14 protein-coding genes, 1 tRNA gene and 1 pseudogene are annotated in these 13,883 nt (G+C 46.2%); 4 read left to right on the forward strand and 12 right to left on the reverse strand.

Annotated elements, in window-relative coordinates; all coding sequences use genetic code 11:
* Nucleotides 1-24: 24 nt before the first annotated feature.
* A complete protein-coding gene (gene ybcJ / locus AC6I8V_RS05235) occupies nucleotides 25-237 on the reverse strand; it encodes a ribosome-associated protein YbcJ (RefSeq protein ID WP_497844856.1) in 213 nt (70 codons plus the stop codon).
* Nucleotides 237-1,103 (reverse strand): bifunctional methylenetetrahydrofolate dehydrogenase/methenyltetrahydrofolate cyclohydrolase FolD, encoded by an 867-nt coding sequence (folD, locus tag AC6I8V_RS05240; RefSeq protein WP_497844857.1) that lies wholly within the window; start codon nucleotides 1,101-1,103, stop codon nucleotides 237-239. The genes ybcJ and folD overlap by 1 nt, the downstream gene beginning before the upstream one ends.
* A 179-nt stretch (nucleotides 1,104-1,282) precedes the next feature.
* Between folD and AC6I8V_RS05245 the strand changes: the two genes are divergently transcribed.
* The 3 genes from AC6I8V_RS05245 (at nucleotide 1,283) to AC6I8V_RS05255 (ending at nucleotide 3,306) form a co-directional block, all read left to right on the forward strand.
* Complete coding sequence (locus AC6I8V_RS05245; protein WP_497844858.1) at nucleotides 1,283-1,783, forward strand: DUF1198 family protein; 501 nt, start codon at nucleotides 1,283-1,285, stop codon at nucleotides 1,781-1,783.
* Between the two features lie 96 nt (nucleotides 1,784-1,879).
* Nucleotides 1,880-1,956: transfer RNA gene (locus AC6I8V_RS05250), tRNA-Arg, on the forward strand.
* 165 nt (nucleotides 1,957-2,121) lie between these two features.
* A complete protein-coding gene (locus tag AC6I8V_RS05255) occupies nucleotides 2,122-3,306 on the forward strand; it encodes a tyrosine-type recombinase/integrase (RefSeq protein ID WP_497844859.1) in 1,185 nt (394 codons plus the stop codon).
* A 132-nt stretch (nucleotides 3,307-3,438) separates the two neighbouring features.
* Here the strand turns inward: AC6I8V_RS05255 and AC6I8V_RS05260 are convergent, their stop codons facing one another.
* From AC6I8V_RS05260 to AC6I8V_RS05295, 8 genes and pseudogenes are all read right to left on the reverse strand, one after another.
* Nucleotides 3,439-3,774, reverse strand: coding sequence for an NIPSNAP family protein (locus AC6I8V_RS05260; RefSeq protein WP_497844860.1), 336 nt, complete (start codon nucleotides 3,772-3,774; stop codon nucleotides 3,439-3,441).
* A gap of 129 nt (nucleotides 3,775-3,903) precedes the next feature.
* Nucleotides 3,904-4,515, reverse strand: coding sequence for a hypothetical protein (locus AC6I8V_RS05265; protein ID WP_497844861.1), 612 nt, complete (start codon nucleotides 4,513-4,515; stop codon nucleotides 3,904-3,906).
* Between the two features lie 407 nt (nucleotides 4,516-4,922).
* Entirely contained in the window at nucleotides 4,923-5,960 is a 1,038-nt protein-coding gene (locus AC6I8V_RS05270) for a helicase RepA family protein (RefSeq protein WP_497845769.1), read from the reverse strand.
* A gap of 96 nt (nucleotides 5,961-6,056) precedes the next feature.
* Nucleotides 6,057-6,971, reverse strand: a pseudogene (locus AC6I8V_RS05275) (primase-helicase zinc-binding domain-containing protein); the annotation flags it as partial.
* Complete coding sequence (locus AC6I8V_RS05280) at nucleotides 6,934-7,425, reverse strand: ash family protein (RefSeq protein ID WP_497844862.1); 492 nt, start codon at nucleotides 7,423-7,425, stop codon at nucleotides 6,934-6,936. The gene AC6I8V_RS05280 and the pseudogene AC6I8V_RS05275, both read right to left, overlap by 38 nt.
* Before the next feature lie 63 nt (nucleotides 7,426-7,488).
* On the reverse strand, nucleotides 7,489-7,980 hold the full coding sequence (locus AC6I8V_RS05285) for an ash family protein (protein ID WP_497844863.1): 492 nt from the start codon (nucleotides 7,978-7,980) through the stop codon (nucleotides 7,489-7,491).
* On the reverse strand, nucleotides 7,980-8,177 hold the full coding sequence (locus AC6I8V_RS05290) for an AlpA family transcriptional regulator (RefSeq protein WP_416412991.1): 198 nt from the start codon (nucleotides 8,175-8,177) through the stop codon (nucleotides 7,980-7,982). Before AC6I8V_RS05290 ends, AC6I8V_RS05285 begins: the two co-directional genes overlap by 1 nt.
* Nucleotides 8,174-9,058, reverse strand: a complete 885-nt coding sequence (locus AC6I8V_RS05295) for an integrase domain-containing protein (protein WP_497844864.1) — start codon at nucleotides 9,056-9,058, stop codon at nucleotides 8,174-8,176. The genes AC6I8V_RS05290 and AC6I8V_RS05295 overlap by 4 nt, the downstream gene beginning before the upstream one ends.
* 1,080 nt (nucleotides 9,059-10,138) lie before the next feature.
* Between AC6I8V_RS05295 and AC6I8V_RS05300 the strand changes: the two genes are divergently transcribed.
* The gene (locus tag AC6I8V_RS05300) at nucleotides 10,139-10,312 is read left to right on the forward strand and encodes a hypothetical protein (protein ID WP_497844865.1); all 174 of its coding nucleotides are present in this window, start codon (nucleotides 10,139-10,141) and stop codon (nucleotides 10,310-10,312) included.
* A gap of 652 nt (nucleotides 10,313-10,964) precedes the next feature.
* Here AC6I8V_RS05300 and AC6I8V_RS05305 read toward each other — a convergent pair.
* Nucleotides 10,965-12,722: an ATP-binding protein gene (locus tag AC6I8V_RS05305; protein ID WP_497844866.1), complete on the reverse strand. Its 1,758-nt coding sequence runs from the start codon at nucleotides 12,720-12,722 to the stop codon at nucleotides 10,965-10,967.
* Nucleotides 12,719-13,843, reverse strand: a complete 1,125-nt coding sequence (locus tag AC6I8V_RS05310; protein ID WP_497844867.1) for a DNA cytosine methyltransferase — start codon at nucleotides 13,841-13,843, stop codon at nucleotides 12,719-12,721. Before AC6I8V_RS05310 ends, AC6I8V_RS05305 begins: the two co-directional genes overlap by 4 nt.
* Between the last annotated feature and the right edge of the window lie 40 nt (nucleotides 13,844-13,883).

Genomic DNA, 13,883 nt, shown 5'->3' on the forward strand with positions numbered 1-13,883 from the left:
CGAACCGATGTTCGCCCTCGTTTTTTATGCCACTACGGTAATGCGCTGACCGGCGAATTCCACCGTCTGACCCGCAAGGATCTTGCAGCGTTTACGCGTTTCCACCGCGCCATCAACGCGCACTTCGCCTTCAGCAATCACCGCTTTAGCCTGCGCGCCGCTCTCCACCCAGCCTTCGAGTTTCAGCAGATCGCACAGATCAACGTGCGGGTGTTTACCCAGAGAAAAACTGGCCATTATGCGTCCTCACCATCGTGGTACTCTTCACACGCTTGCAACGTGTTTTGAATCAGGGTTGCTACCGTCATCGGGCCAACACCGCCCGGCACCGGCGTAATATAAGCGGCGCGTTCAGCAGCGGCATCGAAATCCACATCGCCGACCACTTTGCCGCTTTCCAGACGGTTGATCCCCACATCGATCACAATCGCGCCCGGTTTGATCCAGTCGCCCGGAATAAAGTTCGGTTTACCCACGGCAACAATCAGCAGATCGGCATGTTCGATATGGTGACGCAGATCTTTGGTAAAGCGGTGGGTAACGGTGGTGGTGCAACCGGCCAGCAGCAGCTCCATGCTCATCGGGCGGCCAACAATATTTGAGGCGCCCACCACCACGGCGTTCAGGCCGTAGGTATCGATATTGTAGCGCTCCAGCAGCGTTACAATGCCGCGCGGCGTGCAGGGACGCAGCTTCGGCGCGCGCTGGCACAGGCGGCCCACGTTATATGGATGGAAACCATCGACGTCTTTGTCCGGCACGATACGCTCGAGCACTTTGACATTATCAATGCCTGCCGGCAGCGGTAGCTGCACCAGGATGCCATCGATTTCGCGATCGTTGTTCAGGGCATCGATCAAATCCAGCAGCTCGGCTTCGCTGGTGGTGGCTGGCAGATCGTAAGAACGGGAAATGAATCCCACTTCTTCACAGGCGCGGCGTTTGCTCGCGACATAAATCTGCGAAGCGGGGTTTTCACCCACCAGAACGACTGCCAGGCCCGGCGCGCGTTTACCTGCTGCCAGACGCTGCTGGACTTTTTCAGCAACCTCAAGGCGCACCTGCTGCGCAATCGTTTTACCGTCAATAATTTTTGCTGCCATCAGAGAGGAAATCCACTGTGTAATGTTGAATCGGGGAAAGGCGCCTATTCTGTCAGAAGCGCGCCGCGCTGTCAGGCACAGATTGATCCCGGCGAGGGCTTTCCCGAATTTTTCGATGTGACTTCAGATTGCCAGCGTTAGCCCTTATCATGCCTGGCAATGAATTGAGTGGAATGCATATGATCTGGATAACTCTTGCGACTCTGGTGGTGGTGTTTGTGGTGGGATTTCGCCTGCTGACGGCCGGTTCGCGCCATGCGGCGCAGTCGCTCAGCAAACGGCTGCAACTGCCGCCGGTGCATGTTGAATCGATGCTTTCGCTGATGGGCAAAGAGGCGGCGAAGGAGTTCACCGACTACATCACCGGCGAAAACGAGAGCCATTTGCAGAATGCGGCGGCGGTGCTGCTGATCTGGCAGGTGTTTATCGTGGATGGCGCGGAAGGGAATATGCGGCGCTGGCACCAGATTCTGAGTCGCGCGCATTTTTCTCCGCTGATCACGCATCAGCAGGTGTTGCTGGCAATGGGTTTTCTGCGTGAGCTGGAGCCGGACAGCCAGGAGATGAACGCGATGCGGGAACGCTTCAATGCCAGTTTTACGCACGGGATTGAGCTGGAAGGCGAGGCGACGGAAGAGACAAATCTGATCTCGCTCAGCACCTGGCGCAAGCATCATTAAGGGCGGATTGCTCATATGATCAGCACTCTGCACCCGGTGGGTGCAAAAACGTTGACGCGACTGCGCGCGGACGTATAATTCGACGCAACCGCATATGCGCCCTTAGCTCAGCTGGATAGAGCACCGGCCTTCTAAGCCGTAGGTCACAGGTTCGAATCCTGTAGGGCGTGCCATCTCCTCTTCTTCTCATATCCTTTTTAGTCTGCAAAATCCCCTGCAACCCGCATCAATACTGCATTCCTGATCTTTTAACTTCTATTCAGTTCCGCTAAAAACTTTACTTATCCGGGGGCATCATTGGGGGCACTGGCCTGTTCAATGGAGTGAAATGCCCCCAAATGAAGCTCAACGTCCGTCAAATCGAGACTGCCAAGCCGAAAGAGAAAGCCTACAAACTGGCTGACGGCGGCGGTCTGTACCTCGAAATCTTCCCCACTGGTGGTAAAAGCTGGCGTCTTAAATATCGCTTTGCAGGAAAAGAAAAGCGTGTGGTGTTCGGCCTCTATCCTGCGGTGACGCTGGCTCAGGCGCGCGGAAAGCGCGAAGACGCGAAAAGGGTGCTGGCAGCCGGTGGTGATCCCGGAGCGGCCAAGCAGGAAGCGAAGCAGGCCAAAATCCTCGCGGTGAACAACAACTTTGAAGCGATGGCGCGAGAATGGCATGAGACCAAGCGGGCTAACTGGTCGCAAGGCTATGCTGACGACATTCTGGAATACCTGCGCAAAGATATTTTTCCCCATATCGGCAAAATGCCGGTCACTGAAATCACACCAATGTTGATGCTGGCGGTGCTGCGGAAAATGGAACAACGCGGCGTGCTGGATAAGCTGAAGAAAACCCGCCAGGCATGTCGGCAGATTTTCACTCACGCCATCGTAACGGGCAGGGCGCAGAATAACCCCGTGACTGATCTGGCGGCGGTGCTGAAACCCCCGAAGCAAAAACATTTCCCTTATCTGCTGAATAACGAGTTGGGCGCGTTTATGCGCGCGCTGTGTGGCTATAGCGGCAGTAAGGTGACTCAGTACGCTACGCGGTTGCTGATGCTGACAGGAACGCGAACCATTGAGTTACGGGCGGCGGAGTGGGCTGAGTTTGATTTAAGTAAAGGACTTTGGGAGATCCCCGTAGGACGCATGAAGATGCGGCGTAAGCATTCTGTACCGCTGTCGCGGCAGGCTGTTGAATTGCTGGAGGAGATCCAGCAGCTCACCGGGCGCGGCAAGTATGTGTTTCCGGGCAGGAGCAATGCCGGGAAGCCGATGAGTGAAGCCACGATTAATCAGGTAATTAAACGGGTTGGGTACGATGGGAAGGCTACTGGGCATGGGTTCCGGCATACCATGAGCACCGTTTTGCATGAGCAGGGGTATAACTCGGCATGGATTGAAGTGCAGCTCGCGCATGTGGACAGGAATTCGATTCGCGGCACGTATAACCATGCGCAGTACCTGGATGGAAGGAGGGAGATGTTGCAGTGGTATGCGGATTATTTGGATGGGTTGCGGGATGGGGGGAGTTGAAAGGGGTGATTATGGCGATGGTAACTGTTTATCTTTCTGATTAATTGTATTAGCTCAGGCTTAATCAGACACTTTTGATAGCCCGAGCCAGACCTGATATGACAATTAGTCCTTAATTGTCACGGGATAGATTTAGGAGCACACTCGTAGCCCATCCACACTTATCGATGGCAGGTTCATCACTGTTTTAATACTGGTTTCGATACTACGAATTATGTCTTCGCGCGGGCCACTGCGCCAATCAGAGCTTGCATAAAAGGCATCAAGAACCGTAGCCATGCTTTTGGCGCTGTCAAAGGCGCGAATCAGATAGTAGCAATCCGGATCATGCAGTGAGTTACCAAACGAAACAACATCGATCCCGTGGCGTTGATGAAGGGGAACGCTAATTTCCTGCATGATGGCGTGAAAAGCGGCTCCGGTGCCTTTTTGTAATTTGTATTGCAGTATCTCGACTGTTTTTGTCACCGTTATTTTCCCTATGTTGGTTCTACGAAAAAATCCTATTGTCAGATTTTATGGTTTTCTACTAAGCATGACTGTCAGTTCAAGTTTCAGCTAATACAGCCTCAGTTCTGAGGCTGTATTTAAAATCGTTTAAGGAAGTGACTCGGTTTTTTTCTCTTTTGCATACTTCTCAAACAGCGATTCGTATTCTTCTATATCCTTGCGATTGGGATGCTGTTTCCATATAAGTGCCATGACAGTAAACAAATTGTATAAGAAAAAACCTGCTAATGCGGAGAGCGCGATTGAGAATACCTGCAAGTATAGATTTGAGTTTTTTTCATATACAATTGAAAAAAAGATAAAAAGTACAAAGGTCATAAATTGAATGAAATAATTTACATTACCCATCTTGCTTGAGAATGAAGTTTTAATGGTTTGTAGTCTAGTCATTTTTTTGATGGTAAAGAAGTAAGGTTGAGTTAGCTCCATGCGTGAATCGAGCTTGCAGAAATATCCTATTGGTTTGTTCTCTCTCGCCATTATATCTAATAAATGTTCATGGAAAGAATTGTCTCTTATACCTGTAATATAAGAGTTTATTTCATTTTTGATGATCTTGAAATGTACTGATGGCTCAATTTCTTGATAGGGAATTTTAGCAAACTCGATAAGTTCATTTACGCGTGAATCCTTATCTTTGAATATCACAGCTGCTAGTGCTGCTGATGCACCAATTAAAGCTATAGAAGAAAGTAACATAGTATCCATACCTGTTTTCTAGTTTGATGAATTGAAAGGAATTATCATATAATAATGGTTGTAGTCAATCACTCAAAGTAATTATGTCTTCTGATAAATGGGTAAATTTACCGACGACATCCTGGTCAAAGGCTCCTTATTGATTCGAGTCAGAATTTACCGAGTTTGGGTTTTAAAATTTGTCAGTTTAAGCGGTAGCCAATCCATGTATCCCCCATCTTGCCCCCACTTTGAAGACCTTCAACGCTTCCCCCACGGTGGTTTTCCATTTTTAATTTAATTCTATGTTTTTAAATGATTTCTTTGATCTCCCCCATATAGCACCTATATACAGATGGGAAGTGGGGAAAATCAGCCAAAATTGCAATTGCTGCTCCTGCTTCCCCCACTTTTACCCCACTTAATGCTTACTTTGTGTGTAATGTTACTGGAGTGATGATTTCACCGTCGCAAACAACAGCACCTTCTTTCTCCAGCTTTTCCAGCCAGCGGGTCATTTTTCTGGAAGCGTCAAAACCCATCGCATTCATATCATCCCGAATCAACGTGCGGGTACAAATTTCCCCTTTGGCTGCCCGCGCTCGGATAGCTTTCCACAATGCCATATGATTTTCCGTCAGGCGTGAAATACCAATCAGTTCCGTTTCCTCATCGCTCTCCCTGACAGACCTCCCTTCATCGTCCAAAACTAATGAACTGATCTGGTCGCCATCATTATCGATATAGAGGTCTACAGGGAGCAGGTCGTATGCCTGGCGCTGCGGCTCCTCGGCATCTTTCATTTTGGTACAGCTGAGGATCAACGCACCGCCTTCACCCTCACGACGCACGTTAAACTCTACATCCAGCGCCGCACGGAACGCACTGGAGCCGCGCGCGCCTTTCTCCTGATCTTTCCCGGAATGATGAATAATAAGTACGGTAGCCTGTGTCGCAGCTTTGATTACGTCACAGCCCTGGATAAAAGCGCCCATATCCTTTGCCGCATTTTCATCAGAGCCGCCAAAACAGCGGGCGAGGGTATCCAGGATAATCAGCCGCACCGGCATGCCGGTTGCGGCTTTGACGTCATTAGCCGCTTTGATCACTTGCTGCACGCTGTCAGTGCTGGCCGGGAAGATGGGACAATCGACCCGATAAAGTAAATCAATCGGATTCCCGTTATTCATCATGACTTCCCATGCCCGGATACGGCGGGGAACACCAATCCCGCCTTCGCCTACGACGTAGATCACCGCACCCTGAGTTACCGGCTTACCCGCCCAGGGTTTCCCGGTCGCAATATGGCAACCCCAGGATACAGCCAGGAACGATTTATATGATCCGCTGGCACCATAAGCGCTGGTGACGGACAAATACGGCAGATAACCTTTAATCAAATAGTCCTGGCTGGTGTCGAAACCATCGGAACCTTTGCGCAAGGGCAGTGCGGTACTGAACTCCATGTTAGTTTGCTCCTTCCGGGTGAGTGGGTTTTCAGTGCATTCAGGCTTATACATCTGCTCGTTGAAGGTGGTTTTGAGGGCATCGATACCGTACTGTTGGCGATAATCATCCCAGTCGCAGGCAATTTCTCCGGGTGGAAAGGATACCCAGCCATTAACCGCTTGGGCTGCTTTTACCGCCTGAGTCATACCAGTATTCGCGGTGCCATCAGAATGCAGGTCATGATCGCCAGCCAGGATAATGCAGCTCTCGGGATATTTGGTCCTCATTACCCGCGCGACACTGTTCAAATTGTTGGCCGACATTGCTGCAACCACCATACCGTTAGCGATCTGGCTGAGAGTTAATGCGGTGGCATAGCCTTCAGCAATGATGATGGTTGTGACTTCATGGGACTGATTGACAGTGATAAATGCCTCAGCCATTTGCGAGCCAGGCAACAACCGTTTCTCTCCGCCAGCGTTTATCAGATGTGCACCAACTAATTCCCCGCTGATCTTATGAACGGGCAGAATCACAGAATCGTGGCCAAACGTAGCGCCCCCTACCGTCAGGGGGCTATTAGCGGTAAACAATGGAACCGTGTTCAATAAGCCTTTGCCAGTCAAATAAGGGCTTTTCCCCTCGCGAGCGGCGGAGATAAATTCCTGCGCTCGCTCCGAAATCGGGCGGAATGGAGCCTTTTCCCTGGCTGGCGCAGTTGATGGCGCTAAGGTCAAACCGGAAACCAGCCTTGCAGCGGATAACAAATCACAGGCATTGACCCTGGCAACCAAATCAAGGCCATCACCGTTACGGCACTGATTACAAATCCAGGTGCCTCGTCCCTGTTTATCATCGAAGCGGAAACGATCTTTACCGCCACAGATAGGACAGGGGCCATGTTTATTGTTTTCAGGCACTGAAATGCCTAACTCGCTGAGAATCTGCGGCCAGTGATGACGGGAAGAGGAAGCAGTGGCTGATACAAAATTATTCATCGCCTGCCTCCGTTTTCCCCAATGCCTCATTGAGCAGATTCAGGCGTTCCCAAAGAATGTACATGAGCAATTCTTTGGCGAGAGCATGATCCAACTCGACGATGGCAAATGCCAGAGCACGGCAGTGATCAAGAATTTCTTCAGCAGAAAGTGGCGTTGAGTCATACATGCAGCACCCCTTGGTATGGACGGGTGTACTGCGGGCACAGATAAGGAAAGAAAGAAGCCATTTGGCCGCCTCTGTCGTGAGTGAAGAAAAGCTATCACGAGAGGCATCGGGGTTGATGAAACTGGTCAGCACAGAACCCGGCGCCTTTTGCGAAGCCCCCGCCTGAGCAACCATTGAATGGTATGCGCAAGCATTGCCCGAATATTCAGGCACCAAGAAGATTCGCAGAACGCTAATTCCGGCTACGGATTTTGCCGCAGCGCGCTGATTATACTGAAAAGCGCCAGCCAGGGAAAAAGATGAATTCAGCATCATTGCTCTCCATCACACTGGTTGTTTTTATTGAAGATCCATTCATCGACGGTTTCAGTAACGAAATTACCCACGGCTGACCTCCGCTTTCATTGTTTCATTCAGCAGATTCAGACGTTCCCACAGGACGTACATGAGCAATTCTTTAGCGGATGCTTGATCCAGCTCGACGATAGCGAACGCCAGAGCACGGCAGTGATCGAGAACTTCTTCAGCCGAGAGTGGGGTGGGGTCATACATATTGCACCCCCGGAAACGGAGGGGGGCAATGAGGATAGAAATCAGGAAGGATGCTAACCATTTGGTTGCCTCTGTCGTGAGTAAAGTAAAGCCATCACGAGAGGCATCGGGATTGACGTAATCGGCCACTACAAAACCCGGTGCCTCTTGCGAGGCCCCTGCCTGAGCGACCGAAAGATCTGCACAAGCACAGCCCAATAAAAAGTGATTACCGGGCACTGTAGGGTTTTGCGGAACGCCAATTCCGACTGCGGATTTTGCCGCAGCGCGCTGATTATAATGAAAAGCGCCAGCCAGGGAAAAAGATGAATTCAGCATTATTGCACTCCATCACGCTGTTTGATTTTGTTTGAGATCCATTCATCAATTTCGCTTTCAACCCAGGCAACAGAACGGATACCCAGTTTCACAGACTGAGGAAATTCATTCCTGTCCATCAGCTTGTAAATCCATGCGCGTTTGAAACCAGTTTTAGCCATGACGTCTCTGAGGCGGATAAGTGTTGGTCTGTTCATGATCTTTCTCCCTGAAGGCCGTATACACGTTCAACATAGCGGCCCCGGCCATCGCCGTGCCCTAAATCCATTGAGGTAAGCGCATTGGCTTCTTTGCGACTGAAGCCCTGATCCAGATAAAAACGAATGGCATCTTGTGCCCATGCATAACGCAGGCTGTGAGGGGAATAAGGCCCGGTCAGGCCAATGCGCGTGGTGGCTGAGCGCCAGAAATTCATGGCTGATTTCAGGTCGCTTTTATCGATAAGTTTGCCGTTACGTTGCCCGGCAACGCTAAGAGCATGATTTACAGCGTTACTGACCTCCTGATGATTCAAGATCCGCGTTTCCCGCGGCCTGCCTCCTTTGGTGCCAAAAACGATGCTCAACCGCTCAGCCCCCTGACTCAGTTGCTTCTGCCACGTTTTGAGGGATGCGCAGCACTGAACGGCTTCCTGCGACCGCAGCCCCAACACACGAGAAAGCAGCAAAGCAGCTGCCAGCCCTGCATCAAGCTGGCGGGCTTCGTGCAGGGATTGCTGATATTTTTCTGATGAAATCGCGCATTTCGTCCCTGCGCGACTGCAACCACCAAGACCTAATGCCCGGTTCGTCAGCCTGTCAGAGGCCATCAGTTTTTCCCGTCCGGCCTGATGCAATACGGAACGCAATGCCGCCATCTCGTTTTGCAGGGTACGAGGAGCAATTCCCTGTGAACGCCGGGCGTCGATATAGCTTTCGATATGCCTGGCTTTCAGGTGTTTGATGCTGCGTACCTGAATATTGAGCGCCAGCAAATGACGGCTAAACCGCTCGGTGATCCGAATCCGGTCATGCACCGTTTTATGGCTACCTCCGGCCTGCTTCGCCAGTTGCTTCATTTCTTTATCTGTCTGACTCATCCGTTTTTCCTTTTTAAAATTCAATACCGATTTGCTTCCCTGGCGCATGGCAAATAACGGAAACAGCGATGCTGTATCCGTGCTGAACGTTGCCTGTGCGCCAGGGCGGTGCAGTTGAGGTATTGCGGGGTGTCAGTGGTGCACTCGGTGCAACTGCCTGCGTTTGCAGGTAATCCCCAGGCTTAAGCCTGCCTCGGCAACAATTCAGATCTCCTGTAAAAATTGGATATTTAGCGCTTAAAGCGCGGTGTCAGATTCAGTGCCCCGGATGTAGAGGGCAGAAGTAAACAACTGGCGGCGGGGTATGCTGTGGCGTCACTTTCATGCGCTTACGCGCAAAAAGTGACGCCACGTATTAATACGCAGCAAGGCAGGCGCATGCTGCAGATGCCTGACGGCATAGCAAGGCGCAGCCAGCAGCGTTTAATACGCGCCAGAATTCAGGTAAATAGCAGTCCTAAGCACGAAAAAGTGCCTATAGAAGTGATGGTGGCTTGCCGGAGCGCTTTGGCTTAAGGCCAAAACATTGCTGACAGTAAGTCAGTCACTGAGGTAGTAAATAACCGATAACAACATCTTTAAGGGATGCTGTCAGAGGGTAGAAACGCTCGTTATTAGCCGTCTCGAAGTGTGATATAAGAATCAAGCCTTAACCGTCGTTATTACAGACGATATCTACTTCCAAAGGCGGGCAGATGTACCACACCGTCATACGGTGTGCTCCCTTTCAGGCTACGGAGGCTTTTTGTCACTACCCGAAGGCGATCCTCGCAAGCGACAGGATCATTGGTGGCTGTCGGTTAACAGCTGGGCCACCCGAAGGCGTTTCTCACAGGTCACTCGTATCATACTGATACTGGAAACATTGGTGGCTGTCGATGACAGCAGGTTTTCGTGGTGAAATTTACGACAACGTTATGTAAGGTTCAAGTACCTTATTGTAAAGGGAATATATAGGGTTTTGATTTTGCTGAGTTGAGGTTAACCACGTAACTTGAAATCCAGTTGTTCTTTTATCGTTTTTGAGGTGGTTGTTATCTGAGGGGATCAACTAAGGTTGGGGGCTAAAGGAGGGGCATTATGATCCGGCAAAGTAAAACAATTGATTCTGCTAAAGCGATGGCTGCTGCAAAACGCGCTGTAGAGTTCTGGGGCACAATCGACGGTAATAAACTTGCCAAAATCGGTAAAAAAGAAAAAAACATGGATTTAGTCGGAGCAAGAAAGAAGCAAAGATTGGCTTTATTCACATAATCAGACTAACACATACTAAACGATCAGACATCCGAAAGGGCCATATTTTCTGATCGTATCCATGCTGAGAAGTCGGCTTTAACTGGATGATAAATGTATTAGATAAGCTTACAAAGCTACAGGAGATTGTTCAGGTATACCATTAGTTCTATTATGCATGAATAGAAGTGCAATATTGCGTGGACTGAAAATCAGCTGACGCATGCGGATAAAAATACGATTGTCATTACCCGCAACCATGGGCAGTATTTTGAGCAGCTTGCAATGCTGTGGTGAAAATATTCTACCTCAAAGTAAATTTATTTTCCTAACTGTACGGATAGTGTTGATCATTGATTGTTTTTTAGCTGAAATCGTTGTGCTATGATAGCTTCTAATTGTAACATTAGGGAGTTATATTGTTTATGGAAGTTTTTCTATGATCGCATGATGTTAGTTAGTGTTAAAATTAATTCGGCTGTATATAACTAGGCAGAATAGGTAAATCATTTTACTGATGTTTAAATAAAAGGATTTAGAATATAAGTAATTAAACCTGTTAATGAAGTGTTTTTATGGTTCAGTGAGTGAGGTAATTTGTTGCATCCGGATAGAAGTTAAACTAGTAAAATATGGCTCTCCGTTATATTTTAATCTATGAAGAGCCATGTTATTACATGTTCCGTTCTAATATCAAGTACTCTAAAAACTTATAAGTATCATTCCTAATAGGGATCAGCTTTTCACTTGTTATAATCTGATGGCAATGAACAACACCATTTATATATGACTTGTGATTATCTAAATGTCGTAATGCTGTATTTAACCTTTTGCGGTCATTGCTAGAAAATAAATTATTCCCGTTCGCCTTAAACCATTTTATCATCATATCTAAACTGACATCCATGATCTCTTTTTGCTCGGCAGAAATTATTTTACGTTTTCCATCGGTTTGAAAATAAAGCTCTTTAACTTCAGCTGTTTTATTGTTTTTTCGTATGAAATATAAAGCTGATGCCTCCATGATGGCTCTATATAACATTGCTGCTGCATGAGATGATTTTGAGATAACGATGCATTTTGCTTCTTTTATAAATGCATCTAAAATATCATCTCCTGAAAAAGGAAAGTGTTCTGGAAGAAGTGTTTTCCAATTTTCTGGATGTTCTACTCTTTTGTTTTCAATTTTTAATTTTTCGTCTTTTTCTTTATTTTGTTCTTTTGTCTTATTTTGTATGCTGATGTCAATATTGTTTTTATTATCCTGTTGTGTAATCAGGCTGGATTTTGGTTGCGCTGTTATTAACGGTGAGAAGTTTTTAGTCTTCTTTTTTATATATCTTTCTTTAATGTCTTTTCTATATTGTTTTGTAATTGGCTCAATGATTTCTTTAACTTGAAGAAACATAGTTGAGTCTAATCTAAGACCAGTTTTTGCTGTATTCCAGGGAAGTTTACCTGGTGAACGTGATACAAATTTTATCCAGCATATAAAACCATTATATTCGGAGTGCCATTTTGCATCACCCCAACCATATTCTTTTGATGTGCTTGCCGAAACAATGATTCTATCATTGCAAGTAAAATATAAACCAAATTGTTCTGTAAGCTCTCTGTTTTTGCTTAAAGAATGACCCTTTTCGCCTGGGAAAAGATAGTTTTCATGTATTCCAGATTCTATATAAACCTCAACATCACCCATGTTTATTTGTTTTTTAAATGGCATGACAAGAGCGTTTTCTCTGATGGTAGGGATGAAAACCGAAATTTTTCTCGTGATTCCTTTAATTGTATTTACAACTTTAATATTTAAGCCTTTATTAATAAAGACAGCATAACGGGCGGAGATTCCCTTGATGAAGTTATCAAACCACATTTCGTTAGATATATCATATCTAATTTCTTTCTTTAGATCAGATACTGAAAATAATGCTTTGTGTTTCCCTGTGGATTCAATCTCCTTAGCTAATAGTGCATTATTATCATTACCAATTTGATTGTTTTCAAAACTCATTCGAAATGAATAGTCTCCATTATCCGATAACATAGAATACTTGTTACCTAACTTTAACAGAGAACGCTTTAACCCTATACCGTAATGGCCAATTCCATACAAATGGGCCGAACGTTTTGCAACGACAAACATACCATCCCTGATCGTTTTTTCGTCAATGCCAGAGCAGTTATCAAGAATCCTGATGCTATCGGAATCAATTCTAATTGTGATATTATATTTTGAGTAGTCTGCAGGCAAGCCATAAAGATCTTTATTTCTATCGCTTTCTAAAATACACGATCTTGCAGCATCAATCGAATTATCGATCAAATCATATATGCTCTCAACTGTGCTTATATCTTCAGTGAGCGTTGATTCAATAAAGGCAGTCGTAACACCGGAGTGTACTGTAAACTCCCTTATTACATTGTTCATCCAATTAATCCTTTATTTAATATTTTAAAAATTTCTCTAAATATTGCCTCTGATACAAATGGGCTTACACTATTACCAATTTGCCTAAAGCTATGCCATTTGGTTTTATGAAAAGCAAACCAATCAGGAAAACCTTGCAATCTTGCTGCTTCTCTAGGGGTAATAACTCTTGGTTCCGCATAATGTATTGGTCTTACAGCTTGAAAGCTACCTTTGTCACTTCCTGTACCAGCTCGTAGAGTTGGGCATAAACCTTCAGGGTTTAATCTCACTGATTTCGAAATGCGATCTACTTCATTATATTTGAGTCTGGCATAACGGCTCTGTACTTCGGGTGTATGTCTTGTGCCTTGACAAGATGTTATTACATTATCATCAAGTAACTTACGGATTGTTTCATTATGACCAATATTTCTGGGTATGTGATCTATAAGCCTTTTATAGAAATATTCGTTTGCAATGTTTTCACCCAGTAACTTTCTATTTCCTTGCTCTTCGCTAAGCCAAGAAGGATCTATTTGGATTGGTAATCTTGATAAGGCTTCTTTTACAAATGTTGGCTCTATGATTTGAGGTGAGATTTCAGTAGGAATGTTTTTTACTAATTTTGTATTAAACCCAACGAAGAAAATTCTAGTTCGTATCGTGGGAGCACCAACATCAGATGCTTTAAGTTTCAGTGGAGAAAGAATAGTATATTCATCTTTTACTAAAGAGAATGCCTTACTTCTAAGAGAATTATATCTTTCATCCATTATTCCAGGTACGTTTTCAGCAAGAAAAAAAAGAGGCTTGATATTTTGGACTAAGCGGAAAAAATCTATGAAGAGATTATTTCTAAGATCATCTGGATCTTGTTTGCCGATCGTACTGAAACCTTGGCAAGGTGGGCCACCAACTAATCCTGCTAACTCACCGGATTTTAAATTGCTCAGTGTTAGCAAATCATTACCCGTAAGTGTACTTACATCTTTATGAATATGTTGCGTTAATGGAAAATTTTTAATATGCGTTTCCATTGCAAAAGGGTCTAGTTCAGCTGCTGAAGCTACGGTAAAGCCTCCTCTTGCTGCACCGAGACTCAAACCACCTGCACCTGAAAAAAGATCTATTAACTTCATAATTACCTGATAAATAATGTTTTTTCTAATGTTAGCATAA

The organism is Pantoea sp. X-Soil-TKNS-1207, from assembly GCF_059730485.1.